Genomic DNA, 26,891 nt, shown 5'->3' with positions numbered 1-26,891 from the left:
AATGGTTTTTCTTTAAAAATTTTTAATCCAAAAAATGAAATTCCCTTAATGGGGCGTTGGTATAAATAAACCACGAGGGTTAGGATCTCTTCATATGACTGGCAAGGTATATCTCGTAGGGGCGGGCCCCGGTGACCCCGGGCTCCTTACAATCAAAGGGCTTGAGGCCTTGAAGGAAGCAGACTGCGTCATATACGACTTTCTCGCGAACTCGCGCCTCCTTGAGTACGGAAAGGCCGGGGCCGAGACCATCTACGTCGGCAAAAAGGGCGGCTTGAAGACCCTTGAGCAGGAAGATATAAACAAGCTCATCATAAAAAAGGCCAAAAAGGGCGCAACCGTCGTAAGGCTCAAGGGCGGAGACCCCTTTATCTTCGGAAGGGGCGGCGAAGAGGCAGAGGAGCTCGCTCTCCAGGGCATAGAGTTTGAGATAGTCCCTGGCGTCACTTCAGCCATCGCGGCACCGGCATACGCGGGGATACCGCTTACCCACAGGGATCTGGCCTCATCGGTTACCTTCATAACGGGGCAGGAAAGCCCCCTTAAAGAGAGGACGAACATAGCCTGGGACAGGCTCTCCACCAGGAGGGGGACCCTCGTATTCCTCATGGGCTGGAAGAGCCTGCCGCTTATTACCGGGAAGCTCCTTGAGAACGGCTGGGCGCCTTCGACCCCTGTGGCGCTCATACGTTGGGGGACCATGACAAAGCAGGTCTCTTTGGCCGGAAGGCTCGATAACATCGTAAGCCTTGCCAGGGCAAGGGGGCTTAAGCCCCCGGTCGTGACCGTCGTGGGCGACGTCGTCGGCCTTAAAAAGAAGCTCGACTGGTTCGAGAGCAAGCCGCTTTTCGGCAAACGAGTGCTCGTTACCAGGGCCCTTGAGCAGGCCGGGGATTTCACCTCGATACTGGAGAAAGAGGGCGCAGAGCCCATAGCCTTCCCCACGATAAAGACCACACCCCCGCCCAGCTGGAAGCCGTTGGATAGCGCCGTCAAAAAGCTATCATCTTATGACTGGGCCATATTCACGAGCGTAAACGGGGTAAAATACTTCTTCGAAAGGCTCTACAAGCTCGGCTATGACATACGGGAGCTTAAGGGTGTCAAGATCTGCGCCATTGGCCCCATGACCGCCAGAGCGGTTGAACGGCTCGGCATAAGGGTAGACCTTACCCCAAAGGAATTTAAGGCAGAGGGGCTCCTTGAATCGCTTGGCAAAAGGAGCATAAAAGGGAAGAGGTTCCTCCTTGCGAGGGCGATGAAGGCGAGGGAGATACTCCCGGAAGAGATAAAAAGGCTCGGCGGCAGGATAGACGTGGTGCCATCGTATAAGACGGTAAAGCCCGCGAAAGAGGCGGGGGAATTAAAAAAACTCCTCCTTTCGGGCGGGGTCGACATCGTGACCTTCACCTCTTCATCGACTGTTACGAACTTCGTTGCCATGTTCAACAAAAAGGAGCTGCCAGCGCTCATCAAGGGCTGCAAGGTCGCCTGCATTGGCCCCATAACCGCCGATACGGCTAAAAAATACGGCATAGGCGTTGACATCATGCCGAAAGACTACACGATACCTGCCCTTACAAAGGCCATGGCCGATTATTTCTCTTCAAAAAAGGGCAAAAATCCCGTTGAGAGGAACCCAAAATGAACTTCCCCATCTACCGTCCGAGAAGATTAAGGAAGACCGAGACCTTAAGGAGGATGGTCAGGCAGACCACCCTCAGCCCCGATGACTTCATATTCCCGCTTTTCGTGACATACGGCAAGGGGGTCAAAAAAGAGATAAAGTCCATGCCCGGCCACTACCAGATATCGGTAGATAACCTCAAAAAAGAGGCGAAGGGGATAAAGGCCCTCGGCATCCCGTCTGTGATACTCTTCGGCATCCCTGAGCACAAGGACGAGGAAGGCACCAGCGCCTTCAACCAGCACGGCCCGGTCCAGGAGGCTATAAAGGCCATAAAGTCCGCCGCCCCGGAACTCTCAGTCATAACCGACGTATGCATGTGCGAGTACACTTCGCACGGCCATTGTGGTATCATACGGAATAAAGACGTAGATAACGACGCCACCCTCGATCTCCTCTGCAAGGAGGCCATATCCCACGCGCAAGCGGGCGCGGACATGGTCGCCCCTTCTGACATGATGGACGGCAGGGTAGGCGCCATAAGGGACGCCCTCGACGAGAACGGCTTCTCCAACACCCCGGTCATGGCCTACTCGGCAAAGTACGCGAGCGCCTTTTACGGCCCTTTCAGGGACGCGGCGGAATCAACGCCCAAGTTCGGGGACAGGCGCAGCTACCAGATGGACCCCGGCAACTCGGACGAAGCCTTGCGCGAAACAGCGCTCGACATAGAGGAAGGGGCGGACATAGTGATGGTAAAGCCGGCGCTTCCCTACCTCGACATCATAAGAAGGATAAAGGACGAGTTCGGGTACCCGGTTGCCGCCTATAACGTAAGCGGCGAGTACTCGATGATAAAGGCGGCGGCAGAGCGCGGCTGGCTCGATGGCGACAGGGCCATGATGGAGTCGCTCACGTCGATAAAGAGAGCCGGGGCCGACATGATACTCACCTACTTCGCGAAGGACGCGGCAAAGCTTCTTCAGAAGTAAGACAAAGAAGTCTACAAAGGAGACTCTTTATGCACGGCAGCATGCCAAAAGGCCATCCACACGAGGTCCCCGGGATGAAGGGGCACGGTCACGGACATGGACACCCCGGCGGACCGGGAGGGGTAGACAAGAGCGGCGGGAGGAAGTGGCTCCCCAAGCTCATCGCGTGGGAGCTTACAAGGTCCTGCAACCTCGACTGCATACACTGCAGGGCGGCGGCCAGGTTCGGCCCATACCCCAACGAGCTCACGACCGAGGAGTGCTTCAACCTCCTTGAAGACGTGGCCTCCTTCTCAAACCCGATAATGATAATGACCGGCGGCGAGCCGATGCTCCGTGACGATATCTGGGATATCGCGAAGCACGGCACCAAATTGGGGCTCAGGATGGTCATGGCGCCCTGCGGCTTCCTCGTAACAGAGGAGACCGTCAGGAAGATGATAGATTCAGGCATACAGCGCGTGAGCTTCTCGATAGACGGGGCCACCGCGGAAAGCCACGACAACTTCAGGCGCGTCCAGGGCGCCTTCGCCAGCGTCATGACCGCTATCGAAAGCGTAAAGAAGGTCGGCCTCCCGTTCCAGGTCAACACCACCATAACAAAGCATAACCTCCACGAACTTCCCAGGATACTCGAGCTTGTGATATCGCTCGGCGCTGTGGCCCACCATCCGTTCCTCCTTGTGCCGACCGGAAGGGGCGCGGCCTTGAAGGACCAGGAGATAACGCCTGAGGAGTACGAAAAATCGCTCTCGTGGTTCCACGAGATGAGGGACAAGGTGCCGCTTCAGTTCAAGCCGACCTGCGCCCCCCACTACTACAGGATATTCAGGCAGAAGGAGCGCGAAAAGGGGATAACCGTCACCCCTGAGACCCACGGCCTCGACGCCATGAGCAAGGGGTGCATGGGCGGGCAGTCCTTCGCCTTCGTCTCTAACACAGGGAAGGTGCAGATATGCGGCTTCCTTGACGTGGAGTGCGGGGACATAAGGAAAGAGCCCTTCCACACCATATGGGACACCTCCAAGGTCTTCCAGCAGATGAGAAGCTGGGACGACTATAACGGCAGATGCGGCTACTGCGAGTTCAGGAAGGTCTGCGGCGGGTGCAGGGCAAGGGCCTTCGCCTTCACCGGCGACTACATGGACGAAGAGCCGTTCTGCACCTATCAGCCGACCGATGCCGCTAAAAAGGCGAGGGACGAGAAAAAGGCGACTGAGGCGGGACAGGTAAAGGTCCACAGGTAAAAATAACGATTGTCCTTACAGCGGGGCGGAAGATTCCGTCCCGCTTTTTTTTGGGTTGAAAGATGGCGCGTTTTAATCTATAAAGCGGTCTGGCTTAAAAGAGCCCTCCATCGCGGGCCTCGACGGGGCGAAGCAGAGGAAAATCGGCTATAATATGCTTAAGTACAAGGTAATAGAGCTCTCTACCGTAACGGACGAGACTATCGAAAAGACGCTAAACTCGGCTACACCAGAGGGATGGCGGATCGAGAACATCCATTTCACCATGAGGGACGCCTCAAAACGCCCCTCCATGGCCTTCCTGCTCTTCACGCGCGACGAGCCGGAGGATGGCTAAAGGCGTCCTCTAAAGATCAGGGAATCTCTGGTTTTGTTGATTCGTCATTGCGAGTGTGTGAGCCGAAGCCATCAGGCACTTGGAGATTGTTTAGCTCCGCTCGCAATGACAGCATAAAGGCGACACGCATGGCTGAGGAATATACCAACAACATAGGGGCCAACGCAGAGCCCTTCCCAAAGGCTGACGTCCTCGAGCGCTTTCTGGCCAAGTTCATCGACTTCCTCGTCATGGGCGCGTTCTTTGTCTTCCCTGCCATCATCGGTCCTTTGGCCGGGATAACCTACATACTCATCTCCGACGGCCTCATGGGCGGGCAGAGCATCGGGAAAAGGATCGTAGGCATCAGGGCCGTGGCCATGGATACCAGAGAGCCGTGCGACTTCAAGAGGTCTATCATCAGGAACTCCCCGTTTGCCATCCTCATAATAGTCTGGTATATCGTAAGCTGGATACCATACCTCGGGAAAGTCCTCTTCCTCGCGGCGACCCTGGCGGTCATAGGCTTTGAGATGCTCCTTATCTACACGGATGAGCGGGGGGCGAGGTTCGGCGACAGGCTGGCTGAGACGGTTGTAATAGGGCGCGAGTAGCAGCTGGCAGTCTATTTATTCTTCAGGCTCTCCCCGGGCACGATATTGCAGGTCATCTCAGTCTCGTCATAGACTATCACTGCAAGGCCCGCCTCAAGCTGCCGCCGCACCTGTTTTGCCTTTGCCTCAAGCGTATGGGCGCTCTGGCCGTAGTCGGTCCCTTCCCTTGTAACGTACTCCTCTATGAGCCCTTCCAGGGCGCTATCCGTAAGCAGATGACAGGGTATCTCCATATCCTACCCTTCCTTCCATTCGATTACGCTAAAGCTTCCGTCCTCATAGACGAGACAGGTGTGATCTGCCGCCCAGCTCCCGGGGTTCGCGTAAACGCCCTTTGCCTCCCTGTGCACCCCGGCCGCATGGGAGTGGCCGAAGAGCACCGCGTCGAGCCCTTCTGAAAGCTTATCTCTGGCGAAGTCCCTGAGCCTTTCCTCGATATGGTTCTTTGCCGGGTACGGAGCGCCCCTTCGCCTGCTCTTCTTTGAAAGTTTAGTCGCTATGGTCCAGACCCCCCTGGGGGTCGCCAAGGCTGCCGTTACTTTAAAAAACGGGCTTCTAAGGTACCACCTCCACAGCCTGTACCCTTTAGTCATCGCAACTGTATCCCCATGGCCCAGGAGGAACCTCTTCCCGTCGATATCGATCTCGGAGATCTCAGGCAGAATAGATGCCGCCAGGTCGTTTTTGAAGAACGGGCCCATCGAGAAGTCGTGGTTGCCCTCGCAGTATATTATCTTGACCCCCCGCCGCTTGAGGCGCATGAACGCTTCGAGGACCGGCCTGTATTCTTTCGCGGCAACGCTATTGGAGCCTGTCCAGAAATCGAAGAGGTCGCCGAGCACCACGAGGGTGTCGGCCCTGAGGGAATCGAGGAACCTTACAAGACTTTTCTGGTTGGGGTCGAGCGAACCCTTCAAATGCCCGTCGGCTATGAATACCGTCTTCATCTTTGCCTGAGCGCCTTCTTCGCGGCCTCCTCCATAACGGCCACCGGGGCCTTTTTCCCGGTCCACAACTCAAAGCCTATCGCCCCCTGGCGGACGAGCATGCCGAGCCCCTCGTGGGTCTTAAGGCCCCTTCTCTCCGCCCCTTTCAAAAGGTCTGTCCGAAGGGGCCTGTATACAATATCCGATACAATCGCCTTTGGCGGAAGGGCCTCCAGGGGCAGATCGAGAGCGCCCTTGCCCATCATCCCCATGGAGGTCGTATTGACGACGAGGTCTGCGTAGGCGAAGTGCTCGATGAGCGCCGCCCTTTGAAGTACGACAGCCTTTATATCGGTGAGAGAGAACTTTTGGGCGAAGGCCTTAGCCAGAGAGTCCGCCCTCTTTACGGTCCTGTTGACGAGCACAACAGTCGACGGCTTCATGCCCAGCATCGAATATAATATGCTCCTTGCCGCCCCGCCGGCGCCTATTATGATAATCTTTTTTCTGGCAGGCCTGAAGCCTGTCTCGTCTCTAAGGCTAAGGAGATACCCGGCCCCGTCCGTATTATAACCGACGAGCCTGCCGCCCCTGTTCACGACCGTGTTGACCGCGCCAAGGTCCATCGCGAAGGGGTCTATCTCATCAAGGTACTTCATGACCTTCTCCTTGTGGGGGATGGTTATGTTCACCCCAAGGAGGTTCATGGCCCTTATCCCCTCTACCGCTGCCTTGAGCTCTTTGTCCTGCCCTGCCTTCACATGGAAGGGGACAAAGACCGCGTTAAGGCCCACGGCCTTGAAGGCGGCGTTGTGCATGGCCGGGGAGAGCGTATGCGTTATCGGGTCCCCGAAGATGCCCGCTACAAGTGTCTTTCCATTTATCCTCATTTAACGGTCCTTGAAAGTATTCTTTCGCCCCTGGCGGCGTCTTTCCTTATCTGTCGAACGAGGGCCTCCCTTGACGCGAAGGCGCGCTCGCCCCTGAGCCTTCTTATGAACTCCACCTCGACCTTTTTACCATATATATCGTCCCTGAACCCGAGTATGTGTACCTCTACACACCTCTTCTTGCCGCCGAATGTAGGGGCCGTGCCTATGTTGAGGACCGCCTTGAGCCTCCTGCCGCCAACGGTGGCGAAGGCGGCGTAGACCCCGCCAGCTGGAACGAGCTCGCTTTCCACAAAAAGGTTCGCCGTAGGAAAGCCTATCTCCTTTCCTATCGCCTTTCCCCTCACCACCCTGCCTTTTATCGAAAACGGGCAGCCGAGGAGCCTTGCCGCTTCTCCGACCTTGCCCTCGCTTACAAGACGGCGTATGCGGGAAGAGCTGACGACCTCGCCGCCCAGCATGTAGGCGGATATGACGTGGACGCTGAAGCCCAGCTCGCTTCCGAGCTTCTTTAAATAGTCGACGGTCCCGGCCTTGCCCCTGCCGAAGGAGAAGTCATGGCCGACCCAGACCTCTACCGCGCCGAGCGGCTTTATCTCCTCCTCGACAAATTCCCTGGGGTGCTTTGAGGCAAACTCCTTCGTGAACCTGGCGATGACCATATAATCGATGCCGAGCGCCCCCACCAGCTCCGCCTTTTTCGCGGTATCTATTATAAGGGGCGGGCTTCTAAGAGGCGCGACTACCTTGAGGGGGTGCGGCTCGAAGGTATATACGGCAGAGAGGCAACCGAGCCTCCCGGCCCTCTCCCTCACCTTGCCGATTATCTTCCTGTGCCCAAGGTGCACGCCGTCGAAGTTGCCAAGGGTAACGACGGTCTTCTTCTTGATCTTCCCGAGTTTGCCCGGGTCACGAAAGATACGCATACCCATCCAGACGCAAAGATTAAAAGGGTCGTCCCCTCAAAACTTCCCAGACCTCAATATCTGCACCACGAGCCAGAAGCCGAGGACCGAGGCTATTATGAAGCCCAGGAGGCCAAGCACGGGAAGGCCGAATATCCTTGGGGCCGCCTCAGCCGCTATTACCATGGATGAGCCTATTATCAAGGCCGCGATGATGACGGCGAAGGTGAGCCTGTTCGACGACCTGTCCATCTCGCCCATGAAGTCCTCGAGCCCCCTGTGCAGGAACTCGATCCGGAGCCTGTCGTCGAGCACCTTCTTCATTATGCGGTCGGCCTGGGAAGGGAAATCCATCACGAGGTCCTTATAGTCCTCCGCGGCCGAAAGGGCGCGCCCCATCAAAGCCCCTGGCTTGAGCCTCTGCACGTAAAGCTTCCTTGCGTAAGGCTCGCTCTCATCAAGGATATTGACCTCCGGGTAGAGGACCCTTGCGAGCCCTTCGAGCTCGATGAGGCATTTATCAAAAAGGAGAAGCTCCCTCGGAAGCCTTATATTATGCCGGGCGGCGAGCCTTATGTAATCGAGAAGGAGCTCGCCTATCTTGACGTATTTCAACGGCCTGCCGAAGTAGTGGATGATTATGTCATGGTACTCGCTTTCAAAGGCGGCCCTGTCTATCTTCTCGGGAAGTATTCCCATCCTCTGGTAGACCTTTATCATCCCCTCGAAGTCCTGTTGCACGAAGGTTATGAGGATATCCGCGAGGTCATGCTTCATGGCGTCATCTATCCTGCCGACGATGCCGAAATCGACCAGCGCTATCTGCGCCTCAGAGACCACGAAGACATTGCCGGAGTGGAGGTCTCCGTGGAAGAGGCCGAACTCGAATACCTGCTTGAAGAAGATATCCGCCACAAGGTGGGCTATCGCGGCGGTGTCTATCCCCTCTTCCCTGAGCCTGCCCGTGTTGTCTACCTTTATCCCGTGGACGCGCTCCATCGTAAGGACGTTCCTGCCCGTGCGCTCCCAGTAGACCTTTGGCACCTTGACCCTGCTGTCGCTTGAGAAGTTCTCCCTGAACTTCTCGGTGTAGCTCGCTTCAAGGGTAAAGTCCATCTCCTTTTTTATGACGCGCGAGAACTCCTCTACCATCCCCTCCGGGTCGTAGAGCCTGCTCTCCGGCATATGCTTGAAGACCAGCCTGGCAAGGTATCTCAGGATGGCTATGTCGGTATCGATGGTCGCCTCTATGCCGGGCCTCTGGACCTTTATGACGACCTCTTCCCCGCCGGTTGTGACGGCCCTGTGCACCTGCGCTATCGAGGCGGCGGCTATGGGCGTCTCTTCTATGGAAGAGAAGATGTCAGATGCCGGGCAGGCGAACTCCGCCTCTATGACCTTCCTGGCCTCGCTGAAGGGGAACGGGGCTACCGAGTCCTGGAGCTTGAGGAACTCTATTATATACTCGTGAGGCACGACGTCGGGCCTGGTCGAGAGTATCTGGCCGAACTTGATGAAGGTCGGCCCGAGCGCTTCCATCGCGAGCCTCGTCCTCACAGGCTGGGTAAGCTCCTCCCTCTCCTTCGTGATCCTCCGGCCTGCAAGCTTCAGGGAAAAGGATAAGAGCCTTGTCAGATGGAGCCTTTCCATCAGAGGGAAAAAGCCGTGGCGCACCAGCACCGCGGCGATCTCTTTGAGCCTCCCTGCGCTCTTATAGGCCGTATGGAACCTTAACGGGTTCATCTGCGCCCCTTTTTCCTCGCCTTCGCCGGCTCTTTGACATCGAGGGCGAGATCTACCCTGCGTCTTTCCAGGTCCACGCCGTTTACCTTTACCCTGACCTCGTCGGCGAGCCTGTAGACCTTTCTCGTCCTCTCCCCCGTAAGGGTATGGCGCTTCTCATCGAATATATAGTAATCGTCCGAGAGCATGGAGACGTGCACAAGCCCTTCGACAAAGTAGTCCTTAAGCTCCACGAAAAATCCGAAGCTCGTAACGCCTGAGATTAACCCTTCGTAGACCTCTCCGACCTTGTCCTTCATGAACTGGCACTTCTTGAGGTCGGCTATCTCCCTTTCCGCCTCCATCGCCTTCCTTTCGCGGGCAGAGGTATGGGAGGCCACCTCCGGCAGGGCCGCTTCCATCGTGTCGCGGACCTCAGGTGAATACCTCTTTTTCAAAAGGAGCTTCAAGAGCCTGTGCACTACCAGGTCGGGGTATCTTCTGATGGGCGAGGTGAAATGCGTATAGTCCTCGAAGGCCAACCCGAAGTGCCCAACGTTTTCTTCAGAGTAGACCGCCTGCCTCATCGAACGCAGGAGCACGTGGTTTATGAGCTTCTCCTCTGGCCTGCCCTCGGCCTTCTTTAACACCGACTGGAAGGACTTCGGGCCGTCGTACTCGAAGCGCAGCCCGAAGCTCCCCGCGAAGTCCTTGAAGTCCGCGATGGAATCCTCCGAGGGCTCATCATGTATCCTGTATATGAACGGCAGGGCGCGGCTTGAGAACTCTTCAGCAACGGCCCTGTTGGCCGAGAGCATGAACTCCTCGATGAGCCTGTGCGCTATATTCCTCTCTGACCTTACGATGTCCTCGACCCTGCCCTCGATATCTATTATTATCTGCGGCTCAGGCAGGTCGAAGTCGATAGAGCCCTCCTCCGACCTCCTCTTCATGAGCTTTCCAGCAAGCTCCGCCATGAGCTTGAGGTCAGGGAGTATCCGTGCGTACCTCCCGGCAAGTACCGGGTCCTCGTCCATTATGAGCTTTTTGACGTTCGTATAGGTCATCCTCTCGACACTCCGGATGACGCTCTCGTAGAACCTTTTCTTTACTGGATTGCCGGCGGAGTCAAACTCTATCTCCGCGGTCATGGTGAGCCTGTCGACCTTTGGGTTAAGGCTACATATCCCGTTGGAGAGCGCCTCGGGGAGCATGGGGATGGCCCTGTCAGGGAAGTAGACGCTCGTGCCCCTCGCGTACGCCTCCCGGTCTATCGCCGAGCCTTCCTTCACATAGTAGCCCACGTCGGCTATCGACACCCAGAGCCTGTACCCCCTGGGGGTCTTCTCGATGGAAACGGCATCGTCAAAGTCCTTGGCGGTCTCGCCGTCTATGGTGAAGGTCGTCCGTTCCCTCAGGTCAAGCCTGCCGCCGAGCTCTTCCTCGGTTACCACCGCGGGGACAGGGCCTACCTCAGCCATGACATCGGCCGGGAACCTGTTCGGCAGGCCGTATTTACGGAGTATCACGTCAGCCTCGACGTCCGGGTCGTCAGGGTCGCCGAGCACTTCCAGTACCCTTCCGGTGCCAGCCATGTTCCTGGCGGGCCAGCTGGTTATCTCCACCGATACTATCTTTCCAGCCTCTACGCCTTTGGCCTCTTTCGGCGGTATTATGAACTCGTTTATCAACCTCTGGTCAGAGGGTATCACCACCCCGAAGCCCCTGCCCAATTCGAACCTGCCGACAATGGTTTTCCGCGCTCTCGCGACTATCCTTATTATCGAGCCCTCACGCCTGCCGCCGGATTTAATACCGTCTACCCTGGCGACAACGGTGTCGCCGTGCATCGCTCCGGCAAGCCTGCGGTTGCTGATGAAGATGTCGCCTTCCCTGCCTTTGCGGCCCTCAGGCACGACGAAGCCGTAGCCGTCAGGGTGGCAGACCAGCTCTCCGTTCACGAGGTTCATCTTCGCGGGCAGGCCGTACTTGCCGCCCCTGGTCTTTATGAGGAGCCCATCGGCGACCATCGCCTTTACAGCGCGCCTGAAAGAATCCCTCCCGTCACGCGCGACACCGAAGGCATGGACGAGCTCCCTGAAGGTCAGGGGGCCAGGGGCCTCCCCTTCCATGAAGGCGAGCACCTTTTTTTTAAGCTCTTCTTCCCGGACAGGCCTGTCAGGACTCATAATCGACTACCGCCACCGCTTCCCTCACGGAGGCTATATGCTGGGCAACCAGGACGTGCTCCGGGTGAGTCTGGTAGGCCTCAAGGTCGTTTAACGAATCGAACTTGACCGTAAGGGAAATATCGTAAGAGCGCTGGGACTTGAGCACGTCGGTCCCCACCTCCAGCCCCCTTATCCGGGGCACCTTTCCCACAAGTCCTTTGAGCATCTTTACCGTCCTCGCGATAGCGTCAGGGGAGCTCTCCTTGAGCTTGAATAAAACGACGTGCGTTATCAAACCTTCACCTCTTAAAATATTTTAAAATAAGTCCCTGCCACCGGGGCAGAGGCTTTATAGCCACTCTGTAAGTATATCCCTTAAGGGTACAGGGCGTATTTCGCTGGAGAAAAAGAACGGAGGGGCCCCGCTTGGGGGCCATGCGGGGGATCTGGCTGGAGGCGTATGGTCTCGTTATAAAACTCCCCTATGTGGCGCTCTGCCCCTGGGGGGGCCGCGCCGGGTCTTTGGGTCAAAATCCCTCCCGGGGTGTCACGCCCCGGGAGGGGCAGAAGGTCACTTCGGGACCTTCTCCCAGTCCTTGAGGAACCTTTCAATGCCTATATCCGTGAGCGGGTGCTTCGCGAGCTGTTCGAGGACCTTGAAAGGTATGGTGGCGACATGGGCGCCGATCCTCGCGCTGTCGAGCACGTGCACAGGGTGCCGGATGCTTGCGGCTATTATCTCGGTGGTGAAGCCGTAGTTATCGTATATCTCCAGTATCTGCGCTATTATCTCCATACCGACTTGGGAGATGTCGTCGAGCCTTCCGATGAAGGGGCTCACGTATGTAGCGCCGGCCTTGGCGGCCATAAGGGCCTGCACCGGTGAGAATACAAGTGTGACGTTCGTCTTTATCCCTTCCTTGCTCACGGCCTTCACCGCCTTGAGCCCGTCAAGTGTCATCGGAAGCTTTACGACCACGTTCTTGTCTATCTTTGAAAGCTCCCTCGCCTCCGAGATCATGCCGGAGGCGTCAAGGCTTACCGCCTCCGCGCTCACAGGGCCGTCTATTATCGAGCATATCTCCTTTATTCGCCCCTTGAAGTCGCATTTTTCCTTTGCCACAAGAGAGGGGTTCGTGGTAACGCCGTCTATGAGCCCCCATTCGTCGGCGGTACGTATCTCGTCGAGATTCGCGGTATCGATAAAGAACTTCATCAAAAACTCCCTTGACTAAAGTTTTTTACTGTGGGAATATTTCAAATTGTCGAGAGGGCGAGTAATTCGCACTCCCCTGTTTTTAATGTGGATGATAGCCTGAATCAGCCCTTATTTCAAGGCTTAAATAGCCTGCCGGGGCTTAAAGAGGGCATCTTAAAAGCCGAAGTGGCGGAATTGGCAGACGCGCAAGATTCAGGTTCTTGTGGGTGAAAGCCTGTGGGGGTTCGAGTCCCCCCTTCGGCACCATATTTATTGACGGGACTCGAACAGTTTTCGAGCGCCCTACACTGATGCAGTAATTTATTTAACCTTCCGGTATCCCTTTTCAAAAAGATACCGAGGCCCGGTTCGGCCCTTGTCCATGAGATGAAACCCCACGAGCTGCTGGTCATAATCCCGGCCTTCAATGAGGCGGCTGCCATTGGCAGCGTCATCTCCTCTGTAATGAAGCACGTCCCTCAGGCCGATATAGTCGTCATAAACGACGGGTCCACAGACCGGACAGCCGCCATAGCCGAAATGCTTGGGGTGCCTGTGTTAAACCATATATACAACCTTGGCATAGGCGCCACCATGCAGACCGGATACAAGTACGCCCTTCAACGCGGATATAAAATAGCGGTGCAGATTGACGGTGACGGCCAGCACCCTGCCGAGCAGATACGCGATATCGTAAGGCCGGTTGCTGAGGGCAAGGCAGACCTTGTAGTCGGCTCGCGTTTTCTCGGGGAGGGAGACTACAGGCCTTCTATCGCCAGGGGGGTCGGGATGGCTTTTTTCTCAAGGGTAGTCTCGTCGATAGTAAGGTCGCGCCTTACCGACACGACCTCCGGCTTCAGGGCAGCGGGGCAGAACTGCATAAGGTTTTTTAGCCGACACTACCCGGACGACTACCCGGAAGTGGAAGCTCTCGTATTGCTTCACAAAAACGGTTTTAGTATAATGGAAGTCCCTGTAAAGATGTCGGAGAGGTCCGGGGGGCGCTCTTCCATAACGCCGGTGAAATCGGTCTATTATATGTTCAAGGTCTTCCTTGCCATCCTGGTAGACCTCATCAAGAGGACCTGAGCACCAAAAGAGGACTGATGTATCTTATCCAGGTATTCTCGATAGCCGGCTCTTTACTGCTCTTCGCCTTCGTGATCGACTTCATCAGGAGGGGGCTTCTCAAGGAGAAGTACTCTGTACTCTGGCTGGTAGCCGCTGTCATCATAACGGGCCTGTCGCTCAAAAAGGAGCTGCTCGACAGCTTTGCGGGCTTCATCGGCATAGCCTATCCCCCTTCCCTCCTCTTCCTTGTCGCCTTCCTCTTCGTGCTCCTCATAAACCTCCACTTCTCCGTGGTCATCTCGATATTCCACGAGAAGAACAAGACGCTGGCACAGGAGATAACGCTCCTTAAGAACGCGCTCAAGGAGGCGGGCATAGACCCGTCTGGCACCAGAAAAGGGGACGGCAAGGGCCCTTCCGATGGATAGGCTCTTCTTAAGCCGCTGGTTCAGCCCGCTCTTCGTCATTTTCATGGCCCTTGTTACCGTGGCTGTCTACTCAAATACCTTTACAGCGGCTTTCCAGTACGACGACGGCCCCATCATACGGGACAACCACCTCCTGCGGGACCTCGGGAATATCCGCGAAATAGTCAACAATATCAGGGGCTTCACCTTACTCACCTTTGCGGTCAACTACGCCATAGGCGGCCTCGACGTACGGGGCTACCACGCGGTGAACCTGGCGGTTCACATAATAAACGCCTCGCTTGCCTACCTCCTCGTGCTTGCGACCTTAAGGCTGGTCAAGGTCCAGGAGGGCTCCTCCAGGCGGCTGGCCGCATTCTCCGCGCTGCTTTTCGCCGTACATCCGATACAGACACAGGCGGTCACCTATATAGTGCAGCGGATGGAGTCTCTGTCCGGCATGTTCTATCTGCTCGCGCTCCTGCTTTTCATCGGAGCTTCCAGGGCTTCCGGCGCGATCAAACGTGGCGCCCTATACACGGGTGTCGCCCTCTCCTATCTCCTCGCCTTCTACTCCAAGGAGATAACATACACCCTCCCGGCGGTCATCGTCCTTTACGACTATCTGTTCATCGCAAGGGGTAGTCTCGGCGAGATGCTCAGAAAATGGCCTGTATACGCCCTTCTCGCTCTCCTGTTCGCGTACTTTACCTACATGACGGTCGTGCCGCTTGGCGGGTTCAACGACTTAAGCGAGGAGAGCGCCGCTGAATCGATCTACGCCGCCCCTATCGTGAAAGACCTCTCCGGTCTCGAAGATGGCGCCGGAGCACCGGCGGGAAAGACGAGGCACGACTACACCGCTGGCTTTAATGTCTCCAGGATAAGCCCAGAGGAGTACCTTTATACCCAGTTCAACGTCATCGTATACTACCTGGCCCTCCTCGCGGTGCCGGCCAACCAGAACCTCGATTACGACTTCCCCTGGGCCAGCGGGCTCTTCAAGGCGCCGGAAGCGGCCCCGGGTACGGCGCTCAACTTTCCCATGCCGCCGCCTGCCCTCTCTCTCGCCATATTGCTTGTCATAACAGGCGCCGCCGCATATCTCCTTTTAAGGTCGAGGAAGGACCCGGATTCGAAGGCACGGGTGGCGGCCTTCTTCATATTATGGTTCTTCATAATACTTTCGCCCACGTCGAGTTTCATACCCATCGCGGACGCTATCTATGAGCACAGGGTCTACCTGGCCTCGCTCGGCTACTTCTTTATCTTCGTCCTCGTTGTCGACTCGGCTGTAAACAGGCTTTTTTCGCGCCTGCAACGCAATCCCGGCCCTGAAGGGGTCTGATACGGCGCGCTCCCGTATCAGCGTAACCCCTCAAACTAAAATAAAATATTGACTCAAGGCCGTATCTAAGTTATCCTAATCGGAAACTCCCAAGAGGGCTACCAGGCCATGACCACTCCGTCTCCCGCGAAGGCAAAAAAAGTCCTTATAGCTGAGGACAACTCAAAAACGAGACTCTTCCTTAAAAACCAGCTTGAGCTCCTTGGCTATCAGGTCGAGGCCGTATCGAACGGGCTGGCTGCGGTGGAGCTGGTCGAAGAGTTAAAACCGAACCTTGTCATAATGGACGTCAAGATGCCTGAGATGGACGGCATAGACGCTGCCAAGGCGATCTCCTCGAAGGGCCCCATGCCTATCATCCTCATAACAGGCCTTTCGTCTGATGAGATGGCCAGCAAGGCCATAGAGTCCGGAGTCTTCGCCTACCTCGTCAAGCCGGTCACAAAAAAGCAGCTTGAGCCAGCCATAAAGCTCGCCATGGCAAGGTACAATGAGTTCAAAAGCCTTAAGGTCGAGGTCAGCGACCTCAAGGACGCCATCGAGACCAGGAAGATGGTCGAGCGCGCCAAGGGCATCCTCATGAAAAGGTGCAATATCTCGGAAGACGACGCCTTCAAGCTCCTCCAGACCCATTCGCAGAAAGAAAACAAGAAGATGCGCGAGATTGCGGAGACCATCATCTCGGCCAGCAAGCTCCTTTAACAACGCCTTAAACCCGCCCAGCTCCTTTTTTTGCCCACGCTGGCCAAAGCGATTTGACAGGCGGGGATTTGACTGCTATTCTTATCTGAAATTACGCTAGGGGAGTCCGGACAGGGCTGAGAGTTCCCGCTTGAGGGAAGACCCTAACGACCTGATCTGGTTAATACCAGCGTAGGGAAGCGGCTGACAACAAGATCACAGGCGCATCGCGCCTGAAAGCCGCCTCTGGCGGCTTTTTTTATTTTAACAGGTAGCCGCAAAACTTAATCCACATTCAGGCTTCAGCCTGCTTACAGGAATAAACAACCCATTATGTCAATAGACCATGAAAATATAGAAAGCCTCTCGGCCATAGGCGAGCCGGATAAGGCCGATACCCTCCGGGTCCTTGAGATAGCGTCCAGGGCAAAGGGGCTAACCCTTGAAGAGGCCGCGGTGCTCCTGGCTACCAGGGACGCGGAGCTTACGAAGCTCATGCTTCAAAGGGCCGGAGAGGTCAAGGAGCGTGTCTTCGGCAGGCGCATAGTCCTTTTCGCGCCCCTTTACCTCTCGAACTATTGCACCAACGGCTGCAAGTACTGCGGCTTCAGGAGCCAGAACAAGGGGTTGGCGAGAAAGGCCCTTACCGTCGATGAGGTGGTGGCGGAGGCAAGGTCTCTCGAGGCCATGGGCTTCAAGCGCGTCCTGCTTGTAACCGGAGAGGACCGGAGGTGGGGCCTTGATTATATCGTTTCATGCGTAAGGGCTATATACGAGGGGACCGGGATAAGGATAGTCCATGTGAACGCCCCTCCCATGGATACAGACTCTCTCAGGGAGCTTAAGCGGGCCGGGACCGGGGTCTACCAGTCCTTCCAGGAGACCTATCACAGGCCTACCTACGCGCTCATGCACCCTTCCGGCAGGAAAAAGGACTATGACTTCAGGCTCGACGTGATGGACAGGGCCATGGAGGCCGGCTTTGACGACGTGGGCATCGGGCCCCTTCTCGGCCTCTATGACTATAGGTTCGACGCTCTCGCGTCAATAGCCCACTCGCTGCACCTTTTTGAAAGGTTCGGCGCACATGCCCATACTATCTCTATCCCGCGCCTGAGGCCGGCGGAGTCGGGGTTGGCCGAGGTGCCCCACAAGGTCTCTGACGATGAGCTGAAGAAGGTCGTGGCGGTATTCCGCCTGAGCGTGCCTACTGCCGGGATAGTCGCCTCCACCAGGGAAGAGGCCGGCTTCAGGGGCGAGCTCATACATACAGGGGCCACCCAGCTGAGCGCCGCTTCGAAGACAAACCCCGGCGGGTATGCCGGGGACAAGACCCTTGAGCAGTTCTCCACAAACGACCACAGGAGCCTTGCCGAGGTCATAGATTCCATCGTCGACGAGGGGCTGCTCCCGAGCCTGTGCACGACATGCTACAGGGTCGGCAGGACCGGGGAGAGCTTCCTGGATACGACCCTTGCCGGAGCGATGGGAAAGTTCTGCCAGGCGAACGCGCTACTCACCTTGAAGGAGTACCTGCTGGACTTCTGCCAGAACGGCGGAAGAGATGCGGTAGAGCGGGCGATAGAGGAAGGGCTGAAGGACGTAACTGATCCGGGCCTTAAAAAAGCGCTTGCCGGGAAGCTCAAGGCGATAGAGGAAGGCAAAAGGGACCTCTACTTTTAAGATGAAGATAAAGATCAACGGAGAAGACAGAGAGGCCCAGGAAGGGAGCACTGTAGAAGCCCTTCTTGAATCCCTCTCCATAAAAAGAGAGGGCATAGCCGTTGACCTCAACAGGGAGATAGTGCCCAGGAGGCTTCTGGGCTCTACGGTCCTTAAAGAAGGCGACACTTTGGAAATAGTCAGGATGGTCGGCGGGGGATAAAGAGGACCCGGACCCGTCGAATTAGCAAAAGGAGAAGAGCATGGACGTGCTTAAGATAGGGAAATACAAGTTCAGGTCGCGCCTGATGGTAGGCACAGGCAAGTACCCTTCCAACGAGATAATGGTAAAGGCCCTTGAGGCCTCTGGCGCCGAGGTGGTAACGGTCGCCGTCAGAAGAGTCAACCTCGACCGCGGGAGTGAATCGCTCCTTGACCACATAGACCCGAAAAAGTATACGCTCCTGCCAAACACCGCCGCCTGCTACACGGCTGAAGAGGCGATAAGGACGGCACGGCTGGCGAGGGAGGCGCTTGCAACCGATTTCGTGAAGCTGGAGGTCATAGGCGACCAGAGGACCCTTTTCCCGGATAACGAGGCCCTTCTTGAGGCCGCCAGGGTCCTTGTGAAGGAAGGCTTTACTGTGCTGCCATACACCAACGACGACCCCATCATGGCTAAAAAACTTGAAGAGGCCGGGTGCGCTGCCGTGATGCCCCTTGCCGCTCCCATAGGCTCTGGCCTTGGGATCAGGAACCCTTACAATATCCAGATCATACGCGAGATGATAAAGATCCCGGTGATCGTTGACGCCGGTGTCGGGACCGCCTCCGACGCGGCGATAGCGATGGAGCTCGGCTGCGACGGGCTCCTCATGAATACCGGCATCGCCGGGGCCGATGACCCTGTCTCGATGGCGAGGGCGATGAACCTCGCGGTAGAGGCGGGCCGTCTGGCATTTTTGTCCGGCAGGATACCGAAAAAGCTCTACGCCGCGGCGTCCAGCCCTCTTGCCGGCGTAATACAGTAGGCAGCTATGCACCCTGTACTATTTCAATTCGGACCGGTTGCGGTAAGGTTCTACGGCCTCATGTACGTCGTCGCCATACTCGTGGCGAGCGTGCTCATCACGAAAGAGGTCAAGAGGAAAAAGATCGCCCTCACTCAGGACGACGTGATGAACTTCATCATCTGGACCGTGGTCGGCGGCATCATCGGCGCAAGGGCCTACTACGTCGCCTTCAACTGGGACTATTACGGCGCGAACCCCTTTGAGATACCGGCGGTCTGGCATGGCGGACTTGCCATACACGGCGGGCTCCTGGGCGGCATCTCGGCGGCATGGCTGTTCCTCCGCAGAAAGTCGATAGCCTTCTGGCGGATGGCTGACGCGGTAGCCCCCTCAATAATACTCGGCCAGGCCTTCGGCAGGTTCGGCAACTTCATGAACGGCGACGCCCACGGCAGGCCGACAGACCTTCCGTGGGGCATAGTCTTTCCGCCGGGATCGATAGCCGGCTCTGAGTTCCCTGGCATACCGCTCCACCCGGTCATGCTCTACGAGATGCTCATAAACCTGGGGATATTTTCTTTCCTGTGGTTCTACCTTAAAAAAAGGGAGCATAAGAGCGGCTTCATCTTTGCCGTATACCTTACGCTGTACTCCATCGGACGTTTCGTCGTCGAGGGCTTCAGGGCCGACAGCCTCATGATGGACTCGATGAAGGCCGCACAGGCCGTAAGCGTTTCGATAGCGGCTGTAAGCGTCATCGTCATAGTCTCACGGAGGCTATGGAAGGCTTAGCAGTCGTTGAAATACTGATTTGTTCAGCAGAGAATTTGACTTGGAACTGCCAAAGCTCTACCTCATAACAGACAGGTCGGCCTGCGCCTCCGGGGCATTTCTTTCTACCGTTGAAGCGGCCCTGCGTGGAGGAGTCAAGCTCGTGCAGCTCAGGGAAAAGGATCTCTCAGCCAGAGAACTCCTTGGGCTCGCCAACGAACTTCGTGAGCTGACCCGCGCCTGGGGCGCGAGGCTCCTTATAAACGACCGGGCCGATATAGCGATGCTTTGCGGGGCCGACGGGGTACACCTTACCTCAATAAGCTATCCGGCCTCATCCGCCAGGGAGCTTTTGGGCAAAGAGGGCATAATAGGGGTCTCGACCCACTCCGTAAAAGAGGCAAGGCTGGCTGAGTCTCAGGGGGCCGACTTCGTGACCTTCGGCCCTGTCTACCACACCCCGTCAAAGGCCATGTACGGAGAGCCGCTTGGGGTAGAAGAGCTTGAAAAGGCCGTCCGCGCGCTCTCGATACCGGTATACGCGCTCGGAGGGATAAACATAGAAAATATCGGGGAGGCCGCCTCCACAGGGGCTTACGCCGCGCTTATCAGAGCGCTTTTGTCTTGCGTGGACGCGGAAGGCGCGGCAAGGGAACTACTAACGGGAATGCAGGCAATAGACAAGGAGATAAGATGACACAGCTTGAGGCCGCCCGCAGGGGCATCGTTACGGAAGAGATGAAAAACGCCGCGCTCTCCGAGGGCGTTGAAGCGGAGTACATACGAAAGGGCATAGAAGAGGGCGTAATCATAATAACCAGGAACAAGCTCCACCGCTCGATAAAGGGGCTTGCCGTTGGCAGGGGCCTGCGCACCAAGGTCAACGCCAACATCGGCTCCTCCCAGGACAAGGTTGACGTCAATGAAGAGCTTACGAAACTCAGGGCCGCGATAGAGGCCGGCGCCGACGCCGTCATGGACCTCTCCACCGGAGGCGACGTCTCTGCCATAAGGCGCTCGGTCATGGCCGAGTCCACTGTCCCCATCGGCACGGTCCCCATTTACCAGGCCGCTTATGACGCGAGGAAAAAGGGCAAATCCTTTGTGGAGATCGACTCAGAGGAGATGTTCGCTTCTATCGAGGCGCACGCGGAAGACGGAGTAGACTTCGTAACGGTCCACTGCGGCGTTACAAGAAGCTCCGTGGAGAAGGTGAAAAAAGAGGGGCGCATCATGGGAATAGTGAGCCGCGGAGGCGCCCTCACCGCCGAGTGGATGAAGTTCAACAAGAAGGAGAACCCGCTCTACGAACAGTACGACAGGCTTATCAAGATAGCCAAAAGGTACGACATGGTCCTGAGCCTCGGCGACGGATTGAGGCCCGGCTGCATCGCCGACGCGACCGACAGGGGGCAGGTACATGAGCTTATAACCCTGGGCGAGCTCGCTAAAAAGGCCTTCGACGAGGGCGTGCAGGTCATGATAGAGGGGCCGGGACATGTGCCCTTAGACCAGATAGAGGCGAATATCATACTCCAGAAGAGGCTCTGCAACGGCGCGCCATTCTATGTCCTTGGCCCCCTTGTAACCGACATAGCGCCAGGCTATGACCATATCACCTCTGCCATCGGCGGGGCCATAGCAGCCGGGGCCGGGGCAGACTTCCTCTGCTACGTGACCCCAAGCGAGCACCTGAGGCTCCCCGATGTGGATGACGTAAGGGAAGGTGTCGTCGCCTGCCGGATAGCCGCGCACGCCGGTGACATAGCGAAGAAGGCGAAGGGGGCGATGGAGGCCGATATAGCCCTCTCCAAGGCAAGGAAGGCCCTTGACTGGGAAGGGCAGATAAGGCTTGCGATAGACCCCAGGAGGACAAGGGCTATAAGGGAGGCGAGCCCGCCGGAGGATGAATCGGTCTGCACCATGTGCGGCCAGCTCTGCGCGATAAAGATACAGAAATAATATTTCGCACTGGGCAGTTATTACGCAAAAAGAAGATAAAAAAGGCGGGCAAAATGCCCGCCTTTTTGTTTTTTGGAGTATTACGAGGCTTACGCCTCAGCCACCTTAACGCAGTTCTTTCCGCTCCACTTGGCCTTGTAGAGGGCGTCGTCAGCATAGTTTACAAGGTCGCCGGAGTTCATGGCCCCCTTCTGCGGATATGAGGCGACCCCGACGCTCACCGTCACCCTGTGGTTCACCAGCCCAGCGTAGGCGTGGTTGTCTATCATCTCGCGGAGCCTTTCGGCCTCATCTACGGCGCCCTTCAAAAGAGTATGGGGGAGTATGACCGAAAACTCCTCTCCGCCGTAGCGGGCGACTATGTCCGTCTTCCTCACGCCCTTTTTTATGAGGGCCGATATCTCCTTCAAGACCATGTCGCCCACCCTGTGGCCGTAGGTGTCGTTTATCTGCTTGAAGTTATCTATGTCGAGCATTATGAGGGAGAGAGGCGTTTCGTACCTCACGGCCCTCTCGAACTCCTCATCGAGCCTTGAGTAGAAGAAGTTGTGGTTATAGAGGTTGGTGAGGTGGTCCCTCACCGCCATCTCTTTTAAGTAGTCCTTCTCCTTTACGACCTTCTCGAAAAGGCGCGCGTTCCGGAGCGCGTGGAATGAGGCGTTCGCGACTATCCTGCAGAAGTCTATCTCCTTCTGAGCGAACCCGTGCACCTTCTTCCTCGTCCGGAGGAAGAGCGTGCCCAGGACCTCGTCGTTGAAGACTATCGGCACGATGAGCATGCTCATCCCGGCGAATTCTTTTACGGAATCCTTTACGGGGTGCATTATGGGGCTGTTGACGATATCTTCAATGGCGAGCGGGGTCTTTGTGGCTATGACCTGCTTTATCTCAGGGTATCTGGACAGGTCTATCTTGAGCTCTCTAATCATTGGGTCTTCATGAGAGGCGAGGACGTAGCCCTCGTTCTCCTCGGTCGCTATCAGCACTATCGAGCACCTTACGGCCTGGGTCACATCGGCCACTTTGGTGACTATGGTGCTCAGGACTTCAGAGGGGTCGAGGGACGCGGACATCGTGCCCGTAATATCAAGGATAGTCTCCAAGTTCCTTTTATCCTCCTCCAGTTCGCGGTTGAAATCGCAGATCCTCTGCTGAGCCCGCACGCGCGCGATGAGCTCCGCCTCGTTGATCGGTTTTGTTATGAAGTCGTCCGCGCCACAAGCAAGCGAATTGACAATAGATTCCTTATCTGCCTTTACCGAGACCATCACGATGGAGGGCCTCGGATGGATATCCATCCGCCTTATCTCCTTGCACACGCTGAAGCCGTCCATCCCTGGCATGACGATGTCGAGGAGGATGACGTTCGGGGCCCATTCGCCGAGAAGCTTAAGCCCTTCTTTGCCGTCGGAAGCGGACCTGGTCTCAAAACCGTTATGGGAGAGGATATCCTCAAGGATGGCCTTGTTGGTAAGGCTATCTTCTATGATAAGTACCTTATTGCAGTTCGCCATCTCTCTTGTGAGGATATTCAGGCACATTTGTTGTTTTTCCTTAGGAAAGACGCGGCGGTAAAGAGCCCTGGGCACTCAAAGACCTTGACAAATCACGCCCATTGACTTACCATTTAGTACTTTAACGCCGGCGTAGCTCAGGGGTAGAGCAACTGATTCGTAATCAGTAGGTCGAGGGTTCAATTCCCCCCGCCGGCTCCATCCATTCTCTTTCGCATACCTGCAATGTGCCAATATCTTTTCTGATAGATATCCTTTTACTGGCACAAAAGTCAAGTCAATTGTTGAAAATCTATGGGGATATTATCTTCTTCGGAAGATGGATGGCAGGACTTTAGCTTTCTTTAGGGCCCGGGGGTTTAAGCCCGGACCCCTGGAAGCTCAGGGCTGCGGGTTGTCTATGACTCCTAAAAGCACCTCGGCAGAGGCGTATCCAGGGAACAGTCTTCCGTCCGGCATTATGAGCCCCGGTGTGCCGCTTATCCCGAGCTCTTCAGCCAGCTTGATGTTGTTGTCTATCTCCTGGGTATCGCACTCAGCCTTGGGGAGCTTTTTGCCTGCGAAGGCGTCGTCGAGGAGCTTGGCGGATTTCTGGCAGACTATAGACTTGCTCTTCTCGTAGGCGTTCGGGTGTATCGCCAGCGGATACATCTTTATATAGAAGGCGATGTCGCTCCTCTTTGCCACTATCTTCTTTATCTCCTCATGGAGCTTGGAGCAATAAGGGCAGTCAGGGTCGTCGAATACGATGACCTTCTTCTCCGCCTTCGGATTCCCGACGATTATAGCGTTATCGAGAGGTATCTTTTTGAGATCGACCTTCTTGAAGGGCTTGCTCTCTCCGAGCTGCGCCAGCTCCGTAAACCTGCCCTCGACAAGGTGCTGCTTGGCGAAGTCGACATAGATGATGAAGGTCTTGTCTACCTGCGTTACCTCGACCTCCCAGAGCCCCTTCACAGGGCTTAAGCGCACGTCCTTTATCTGGGCCTTGTAGACGTCGGCCTTGAGGAGCTTGGCCGCCTCCTCTTTAGAAAGGTTGTGGCAGTCAGCGCACTTGCCGGTCGTGGCCCCCTGGAAGGCAAGGGCGCTTCCACCGTTGAACGCAAGGAAGAGCGCGAAGAGGATGAGCGTTATATTCTTTTTCATTTAAACTCCTTTGTTTTGACAGATCGCTGAAAAACTCGAATTTATTCAGACTGCTCAAAAAGCTCCAGATGCGAGGCACCATTAAATCGGGGGGCGAGGCAGGAGGCGCACTCTTCATGTACGCCGCTACTACGAGCTTCTGAAGCCAACGAAGCAGATGGACTTTTTCAGCAGTCTGCCGGTCATTTAAGGCCGAGCACGTCCTGCATATCGTAAAGGCCGTTGGGCTTGTCCATTACCCATACGGCGGCCTTCACAGCCCCGGCCGCGAAGGTATCCCTTGAGGAGGCCTTGTGGGTTATCTCCACCCTCTCTCCGGGGCCTGCGAAGATTATCGTGTGGTCCCCGACTATATCCCCGGCGCGGATAGTCTGTATGCCTATCTCCTCAGGCCTCCTCTCGCCGATTATGCCCTTTCTTTCGTATACGCCGACCTTTTCGAGGTCCCGCCCGACTGCGTTAGCGGCCACCTCTGCTATCTTCAGGGCCGTGCCCGAAGGCGCGTCCTTTTTAAGCCTGTGGTGCGCCTCGATTATCTCCATGTCATATTCCCTTCCCACGACAGTCGCTGCCTCGTGCACGAGCTTTAAAAGGAGGTTTACCCCGATAGACATGTTGGGCGCCATAACGACCCTCGCGCCCCTGGCAAGCTCCTTTATCTCATCCCTCTGGTGGAGCGAAAAACCGGTTGTGCCTATGACCATGGCCTTGCCCGACCTTACGGCCTCTTCGAGTATCTTCATGGTCGCTTCAGGGGTGCTGAAATCTATTATTACGTCGGCCTTTTTGAAGGCCTTTTCAGAGTCCTCCATTATCCTGACGCCCATCTTGCCTATGCCGATGATCTCACCGGCGTCCTTGCCGGTAAAAGGGGAATCCTCCCTCTCGAGCGCCCCGGCAAGCTCTGTCCTGGGGTTCTGGTCTATCGAGTTTATTATCGCCCTGCCCATCCTGCCTGCGGCGCCGGTTACCGCGACCTTTATCATCTGTTAAGCCCCTTTCGGCATGAGCCCGAACGCGCCCATAACGGTTGCGAGTTTTTGCCTGTTCGCGTCATTCATCCCGGCAAGCGGAAGCCTGAACTCATCCTTGACCATGCCCATCATCGCGAGGGCGGTCTTGACGGGTATCGGGTTGGTCTCGATGAACATCGCCCTGTGGAGCGGCTGGAGCCTGTAATGCAGCTCCCGCGCCTTCTCGAGGTCCCCCCCGGCGAACGCCTTAATCATATCAGAGATCATGCCGGGCGCAACGTTCGAGGTGACAGAGATGACCCCGTGGCCGCCTATAGTAAGCAGAGGCAGTGTGGTGAAATCGTCGCCTGAGAGGACGATGAAGCCCTTCCTGGACATCTCGATAGTGTCGCTCACCTGCTTCAAGTCTCCGGTAGCCTCTTTTATGCCGACTATGTTCTTTAGAAGAGAGAGCCTGGCCACCGTCTCAGGAAGCATGTTCACGCTCGTGCGCCCCGGGACGTTGTACAATATAAGCGGTATCGAGACCTCTTCGGCAACCTTCTTGTAATGCTCAAAGAGTCCCTGCTGGGTAGGCTTGTTATAGTACGGGGTTATGAGGAGTGCGGCATCCGCCCCGGCCTTTTGAGCGTGCTTCGTGAGGACTATCGTCTCGGCTGTGGAGTTCGAACCCGTCCCCGCTATTACCGGGACCCTTTTCGCGGCTATCTCTATTGTGAGCTCCACTACCCTGTAGTGCTCCTCGTAGGAAAGTGTCGCGGACTCGCCCGTGGTGCCGCACGGGACCAGGCCGTCGGTGCCGTTGGCTATCTGGAACTCTATGAGCCTTCCAAAGGCCGCCTCATCTATGACCCCGTCCCTGAATGGCGTGACCAGGGCCGTTATAGAACCTGTAAACTTGAGATCCATCTTTTAGACCTCCGCCTGACCGGTGAATACCTCTTCAGCCGGACCTGTCATGTAGACGTGGTTATTTTTCTTCGACCACTCAATAACGAGCCTGCCGCCCCGCAAGAGCACCGTTACCTTGTTGCCGGTATAGCCCTTTATGATGGACGCGACGGCTGCCGCCGAAGCGCCGGTGCCGCAGGCAAGGGTCTCTCCCGCGCCGCGCTCCCAGACTCTCATCTTTATCTTCGTCCTCCCGAGGACCTCTATGAACTCTACGTTCGTCTTTTTCGGGAAGAACTTGTTGACCTCTATCTGAGAGCCGTACTTCTCGACCGGAAAGCCGTCTACGTCGTCGACGTAGATGACGCAGTGCGGGTTGCCCATGGAGACACAGGTTATCTCAAAGGTCCTGTCGTTTATGGCAAGCCTCCTGTCCACTATCTCGCCCTCGACGATAGTCGGTATGAGCTTGCCTTCGAGCACCGGCTCTCCCATGTCGACCCTTACGAGCGCGCCGACCTTCTCGGGCCTTATGATCCCGGCGAGCGTTTCAATGTCCAAACGGGGCTTCCTTGAAAGCCTGTTGGTCCAGATATACTGCGCGAGGCAGCGTATGCCGTTGCCGCACATCTCTACCCTGCCGCCGTCGTTGTTGTAGATATCCATCCTGAAGTCGGCCTTCTTCGAGTCCTTGAGGATGAGCGCCTGGTCAAAGCCCACGCCGAACCTGCGGTCAGAGAGCTTTTTTACGACCTTTACGGTATTGGACAGATCCCTTTTCCGCGCGTCAAGGACTATGAAGTCGTTGCCGAGGCCGTGCATCTTGGTGAAGTTGATCTTCAT

28 protein-coding genes, 2 tRNA genes and 1 other annotated feature are annotated in these 26,891 nt (G+C 56.3%); of the genes, 17 read left to right on the top strand and 13 right to left on the bottom strand.

Going from position 1 to position 26,891, the window contains the following annotated elements; translation table 11 throughout:
* Positions 1-94 precede the first annotated feature (94 nt).
* The 5 genes from A2V21_307920 (at position 95) to A2V21_307900 (ending at position 4,796) form a co-directional block, all read left to right on the top strand.
* The gene (locus tag A2V21_307920; protein ID OIJ74194.1) at positions 95-1,648 is read left to right on the top strand and encodes a uroporphyrinogen-III C-methyltransferase; all 1,554 of its coding nucleotides are present in this window, start codon (positions 95-97) and stop codon (positions 1,646-1,648) included.
* Positions 1,645-2,619, top strand: a complete 975-nt coding sequence (locus tag A2V21_307915) for a delta-aminolevulinic acid dehydratase (GenBank protein OIJ74193.1) — start codon at positions 1,645-1,647, stop codon at positions 2,617-2,619. The genes A2V21_307920 and A2V21_307915 overlap by 4 nt, the downstream gene beginning before the upstream one ends.
* 74 nt (positions 2,620-2,693) lie before the next feature.
* Complete coding sequence (locus A2V21_307910) at positions 2,694-3,866, top strand: heme b synthase (GenBank protein OIJ75109.1); 1,173 nt, start codon at positions 2,694-2,696, stop codon at positions 3,864-3,866.
* Between the two features lie 154 nt (positions 3,867-4,020).
* A complete protein-coding gene (locus tag A2V21_307905) occupies positions 4,021-4,203 on the top strand; it encodes a DUF4177 domain-containing protein (protein OIJ74192.1) in 183 nt (60 codons plus the stop codon).
* A 128-nt stretch (positions 4,204-4,331) separates the two neighbouring features.
* Positions 4,332-4,796: a hypothetical protein gene (locus tag A2V21_307900; protein ID OIJ74191.1), complete on the top strand. Its 465-nt coding sequence runs from the start codon at positions 4,332-4,334 to the stop codon at positions 4,794-4,796.
* An 11-nt stretch (positions 4,797-4,807) separates the two neighbouring features.
* Here the strand turns inward: A2V21_307900 and A2V21_307895 are convergent, their stop codons facing one another.
* From A2V21_307895 to A2V21_307860, 8 genes are all read right to left on the bottom strand, one after another.
* Positions 4,808-5,029 carry a hypothetical protein gene (locus A2V21_307895; GenBank protein ID OIJ74190.1) on the bottom strand — a complete coding sequence of 74 codons (222 nt, stop codon included), beginning with the start codon at positions 5,027-5,029 and terminating at the stop codon, positions 4,808-4,810.
* A gap of 3 nt (positions 5,030-5,032) precedes the next feature.
* Entirely contained in the window at positions 5,033-5,743 is a 711-nt protein-coding gene (locus A2V21_307890; protein ID OIJ74189.1) for a hypothetical protein, read from the bottom strand.
* Positions 5,740-6,612 (bottom strand): shikimate dehydrogenase, encoded by an 873-nt coding sequence (locus A2V21_307885; GenBank protein OIJ74188.1) that lies wholly within the window; start codon positions 6,610-6,612, stop codon positions 5,740-5,742. The genes A2V21_307890 and A2V21_307885 overlap by 4 nt, the downstream gene beginning before the upstream one ends.
* Positions 6,609-7,538: a riboflavin biosynthesis protein RibF gene (locus A2V21_307880; GenBank protein ID OIJ74187.1), complete on the bottom strand. Its 930-nt coding sequence runs from the start codon at positions 7,536-7,538 to the stop codon at positions 6,609-6,611. The genes A2V21_307885 and A2V21_307880 overlap by 4 nt, the downstream gene beginning before the upstream one ends.
* A gap of 36 nt (positions 7,539-7,574) precedes the next feature.
* Complete coding sequence (locus A2V21_307875) at positions 7,575-9,260, bottom strand: hypothetical protein (GenBank protein ID OIJ74186.1); 1,686 nt, start codon at positions 9,258-9,260, stop codon at positions 7,575-7,577.
* A complete protein-coding gene (locus A2V21_307870; protein ID OIJ74185.1) occupies positions 9,257-11,428 on the bottom strand; it encodes a ribonuclease R in 2,172 nt (723 codons plus the stop codon). The genes A2V21_307875 and A2V21_307870 overlap by 4 nt, the downstream gene beginning before the upstream one ends.
* Positions 11,418-11,705 (bottom strand): stress responsive protein, encoded by a 288-nt coding sequence (locus tag A2V21_307865; protein ID OIJ74184.1) that lies wholly within the window; start codon positions 11,703-11,705, stop codon positions 11,418-11,420. The genes A2V21_307870 and A2V21_307865 overlap by 11 nt, the downstream gene beginning before the upstream one ends.
* Before the next feature lie 276 nt (positions 11,706-11,981).
* A complete protein-coding gene (locus A2V21_307860) occupies positions 11,982-12,626 on the bottom strand; it encodes a fructose-6-phosphate aldolase (GenBank protein ID OIJ74183.1) in 645 nt (214 codons plus the stop codon).
* Between the two features lie 162 nt (positions 12,627-12,788).
* Between A2V21_307860 and A2V21_307855 the strand changes: the two genes are divergently transcribed.
* The 11 genes from A2V21_307855 to A2V21_307805 all read left to right on the top strand — a co-directional run bounded on the left by A2V21_307855 (position 12,789) and on the right by A2V21_307805 (position 21,523).
* Positions 12,789-12,875, top strand: a tRNA-Leu gene (locus tag A2V21_307855).
* 120 nt (positions 12,876-12,995) lie between these two features.
* Complete coding sequence (locus tag A2V21_307850; GenBank protein OIJ74182.1) at positions 12,996-13,697, top strand: glycosyl transferase family 2; 702 nt, start codon at positions 12,996-12,998, stop codon at positions 13,695-13,697.
* Positions 13,698-13,714: 17 nt separating this feature from the next.
* The gene (locus tag A2V21_307845; protein OIJ74181.1) at positions 13,715-14,107 is read left to right on the top strand and encodes a hypothetical protein; all 393 of its coding nucleotides are present in this window, start codon (positions 13,715-13,717) and stop codon (positions 14,105-14,107) included.
* The gene (locus A2V21_307840; protein ID OIJ74180.1) at positions 14,100-15,434 is read left to right on the top strand and encodes a hypothetical protein; all 1,335 of its coding nucleotides are present in this window, start codon (positions 14,100-14,102) and stop codon (positions 15,432-15,434) included. Before A2V21_307845 ends, A2V21_307840 begins: the two co-directional genes overlap by 8 nt.
* 108 nt (positions 15,435-15,542) lie before the next feature.
* Positions 15,543-16,136, top strand: coding sequence for a hypothetical protein (locus tag A2V21_307835; protein ID OIJ74179.1), 594 nt, complete (start codon positions 15,543-15,545; stop codon positions 16,134-16,136).
* Between the two features lie 88 nt (positions 16,137-16,224).
* Positions 16,225-16,331: a binding site (TPP riboswitch), on the top strand.
* Between the two features lie 117 nt (positions 16,332-16,448).
* On the top strand, positions 16,449-17,798 hold the full coding sequence (locus tag A2V21_307830) for a [FeFe] hydrogenase H-cluster radical SAM maturase HydG (protein OIJ74178.1): 1,350 nt from the start codon (positions 16,449-16,451) through the stop codon (positions 17,796-17,798).
* Between the two features lies 1 nt (position 17,799).
* Positions 17,800-18,000 (top strand): thiamine biosynthesis protein ThiS, encoded by a 201-nt coding sequence (locus A2V21_307825; GenBank protein ID OIJ74177.1) that lies wholly within the window; start codon positions 17,800-17,802, stop codon positions 17,998-18,000.
* 40 nt (positions 18,001-18,040) lie between these two features.
* Positions 18,041-18,808 (top strand): thiazole synthase, encoded by a 768-nt coding sequence (locus A2V21_307820; protein ID OIJ74176.1) that lies wholly within the window; start codon positions 18,041-18,043, stop codon positions 18,806-18,808.
* Between the two features lie 6 nt (positions 18,809-18,814).
* Positions 18,815-19,582 carry a prolipoprotein diacylglyceryl transferase gene (locus A2V21_307815; protein ID OIJ74175.1) on the top strand — a complete coding sequence of 256 codons (768 nt, stop codon included), beginning with the start codon at positions 18,815-18,817 and terminating at the stop codon, positions 19,580-19,582.
* Positions 19,583-19,622: 40 nt separating this feature from the next.
* Positions 19,623-20,258 carry a thiamine-phosphate diphosphorylase gene (locus tag A2V21_307810; protein OIJ75108.1) on the top strand — a complete coding sequence of 212 codons (636 nt, stop codon included), beginning with the start codon at positions 19,623-19,625 and terminating at the stop codon, positions 20,256-20,258.
* Positions 20,255-21,523, top strand: coding sequence for a phosphomethylpyrimidine synthase (locus A2V21_307805; protein OIJ74174.1), 1,269 nt, complete (start codon positions 20,255-20,257; stop codon positions 21,521-21,523). The genes A2V21_307810 and A2V21_307805 overlap by 4 nt, the downstream gene beginning before the upstream one ends.
* An 89-nt stretch (positions 21,524-21,612) precedes the next feature.
* Here A2V21_307805 and A2V21_307800 read toward each other — a convergent pair whose 3' ends face one another.
* Complete coding sequence (locus A2V21_307800) at positions 21,613-23,064, bottom strand: hypothetical protein (protein ID OIJ74173.1); 1,452 nt, start codon at positions 23,062-23,064, stop codon at positions 21,613-21,615.
* A 99-nt stretch (positions 23,065-23,163) separates the two neighbouring features.
* Between A2V21_307800 and A2V21_307795 the strand changes: the two genes are divergently transcribed.
* Positions 23,164-23,238, top strand: a tRNA-Thr gene (locus A2V21_307795).
* A gap of 180 nt (positions 23,239-23,418) precedes the next feature.
* Here A2V21_307795 and A2V21_307790 read toward each other — a convergent pair.
* The 4 genes from A2V21_307790 to A2V21_307775 all read right to left on the bottom strand — a co-directional run bounded on the left by A2V21_307790 (position 23,419) and on the right by A2V21_307775 (position 26,891).
* On the bottom strand, positions 23,419-24,183 hold the full coding sequence (locus tag A2V21_307790) for a hypothetical protein (protein OIJ74172.1): 765 nt from the start codon (positions 24,181-24,183) through the stop codon (positions 23,419-23,421).
* A gap of 182 nt (positions 24,184-24,365) precedes the next feature.
* Positions 24,366-25,169, bottom strand: a complete 804-nt coding sequence (locus tag A2V21_307785; GenBank protein OIJ74171.1) for a 4-hydroxy-tetrahydrodipicolinate reductase — start codon at positions 25,167-25,169, stop codon at positions 24,366-24,368.
* A 3-nt stretch (positions 25,170-25,172) separates the two neighbouring features.
* Positions 25,173-26,066, bottom strand: a complete 894-nt coding sequence (locus tag A2V21_307780; GenBank protein ID OIJ74170.1) for a 4-hydroxy-tetrahydrodipicolinate synthase — start codon at positions 26,064-26,066, stop codon at positions 25,173-25,175.
* A 3-nt stretch (positions 26,067-26,069) separates the two neighbouring features.
* Positions 26,070-26,891, bottom strand: coding sequence for a diaminopimelate epimerase (locus A2V21_307775; protein OIJ74169.1), 822 nt, complete (start codon positions 26,889-26,891; stop codon positions 26,070-26,072).

Source organism: Deltaproteobacteria bacterium GWC2_55_46 (assembly GCA_001595385.3).
Lineage (GTDB): Bacteria > Desulfobacterota > GWC2-55-46 > GWC2-55-46 > GWC2-55-46 > UBA5799.
Note: the sequence above shows the minus strand (reverse complement) of the source record. Positions and strands in the feature narration are given on the sequence as shown.

Excerpts from the sequence above, each read along its gene's own strand:
- A2V21_307820 (OIJ74176.1), top strand. The coding sequence starts at position 18,041 with ATGGACGTGCTTAAGATAGGGAAATACAAGTTCAGGTCGCGCCTGATG.
- A2V21_307800 (OIJ74173.1), bottom strand. The coding sequence starts at position 23,064 with ATGTGCCTGAATATCCTCACAAGAGAGATGGCGAACTGCAATAAGGTA.
- A2V21_307815 (OIJ74175.1), top strand. The coding sequence starts at position 18,815 with ATGCACCCTGTACTATTTCAATTCGGACCGGTTGCGGTAAGGTTCTAC.
- A2V21_307920 (OIJ74194.1), top strand. The coding sequence starts at position 95 with ATGACTGGCAAGGTATATCTCGTAGGGGCGGGCCCCGGTGACCCCGGG.
- A2V21_307910 (OIJ75109.1), top strand. The coding sequence starts at position 2,694 with ATGAAGGGGCACGGTCACGGACATGGACACCCCGGCGGACCGGGAGGG.
- A2V21_307805 (OIJ74174.1), top strand. The coding sequence starts at position 20,255 with ATGACACAGCTTGAGGCCGCCCGCAGGGGCATCGTTACGGAAGAGATG.
- A2V21_307775 (OIJ74169.1), bottom strand. The coding sequence starts at position 26,891 with ATGAAGATCAACTTCACCAAGATGCACGGCCTCGGCAACGACTTCATA.
- A2V21_307900 (OIJ74191.1), top strand. The coding sequence starts at position 4,332 with ATGGCTGAGGAATATACCAACAACATAGGGGCCAACGCAGAGCCCTTC.
- A2V21_307840 (OIJ74180.1), top strand. The coding sequence starts at position 14,100 with ATGGATAGGCTCTTCTTAAGCCGCTGGTTCAGCCCGCTCTTCGTCATT.
- A2V21_307885 (OIJ74188.1), bottom strand. The coding sequence starts at position 6,612 with ATGAGGATAAATGGAAAGACACTTGTAGCGGGCATCTTCGGGGACCCG.
- A2V21_307915 (OIJ74193.1), top strand. The coding sequence starts at position 1,645 with ATGAACTTCCCCATCTACCGTCCGAGAAGATTAAGGAAGACCGAGACC.
- A2V21_307835 (OIJ74179.1), top strand. The coding sequence starts at position 15,543 with ATGACCACTCCGTCTCCCGCGAAGGCAAAAAAAGTCCTTATAGCTGAG.
- A2V21_307875 (OIJ74186.1), bottom strand. The coding sequence starts at position 9,260 with ATGAACCCGTTAAGGTTCCATACGGCCTATAAGAGCGCAGGGAGGCTC.
- A2V21_307860 (OIJ74183.1), bottom strand. The coding sequence starts at position 12,626 with ATGAAGTTCTTTATCGATACCGCGAATCTCGACGAGATACGTACCGCC.
- A2V21_307830 (OIJ74178.1), top strand. The coding sequence starts at position 16,449 with ATGTCAATAGACCATGAAAATATAGAAAGCCTCTCGGCCATAGGCGAG.
- A2V21_307905 (OIJ74192.1), top strand. The coding sequence starts at position 4,021 with ATGCTTAAGTACAAGGTAATAGAGCTCTCTACCGTAACGGACGAGACT.
- A2V21_307845 (OIJ74181.1), top strand. The coding sequence starts at position 13,715 with ATGTATCTTATCCAGGTATTCTCGATAGCCGGCTCTTTACTGCTCTTC.
- A2V21_307785 (OIJ74171.1), bottom strand. The coding sequence starts at position 25,169 with ATGATAAAGGTCGCGGTAACCGGCGCCGCAGGCAGGATGGGCAGGGCG.
- A2V21_307790 (OIJ74172.1), bottom strand. The coding sequence starts at position 24,183 with ATGAAAAAGAATATAACGCTCATCCTCTTCGCGCTCTTCCTTGCGTTC.
- A2V21_307880 (OIJ74187.1), bottom strand. The coding sequence starts at position 7,538 with ATGCGTATCTTTCGTGACCCGGGCAAACTCGGGAAGATCAAGAAGAAG.
- A2V21_307825 (OIJ74177.1), top strand. The coding sequence starts at position 17,800 with ATGAAGATAAAGATCAACGGAGAAGACAGAGAGGCCCAGGAAGGGAGC.
- A2V21_307780 (OIJ74170.1), bottom strand. The coding sequence starts at position 26,066 with ATGGATCTCAAGTTTACAGGTTCTATAACGGCCCTGGTCACGCCATTC.
- A2V21_307870 (OIJ74185.1), bottom strand. The coding sequence starts at position 11,428 with ATGAGTCCTGACAGGCCTGTCCGGGAAGAAGAGCTTAAAAAAAAGGTG.
- A2V21_307895 (OIJ74190.1), bottom strand. The coding sequence starts at position 5,029 with ATGGAGATACCCTGTCATCTGCTTACGGATAGCGCCCTGGAAGGGCTC.
- A2V21_307890 (OIJ74189.1), bottom strand. The coding sequence starts at position 5,743 with ATGAAGACGGTATTCATAGCCGACGGGCATTTGAAGGGTTCGCTCGAC.
- A2V21_307850 (OIJ74182.1), top strand. The coding sequence starts at position 12,996 with ATGAAACCCCACGAGCTGCTGGTCATAATCCCGGCCTTCAATGAGGCG.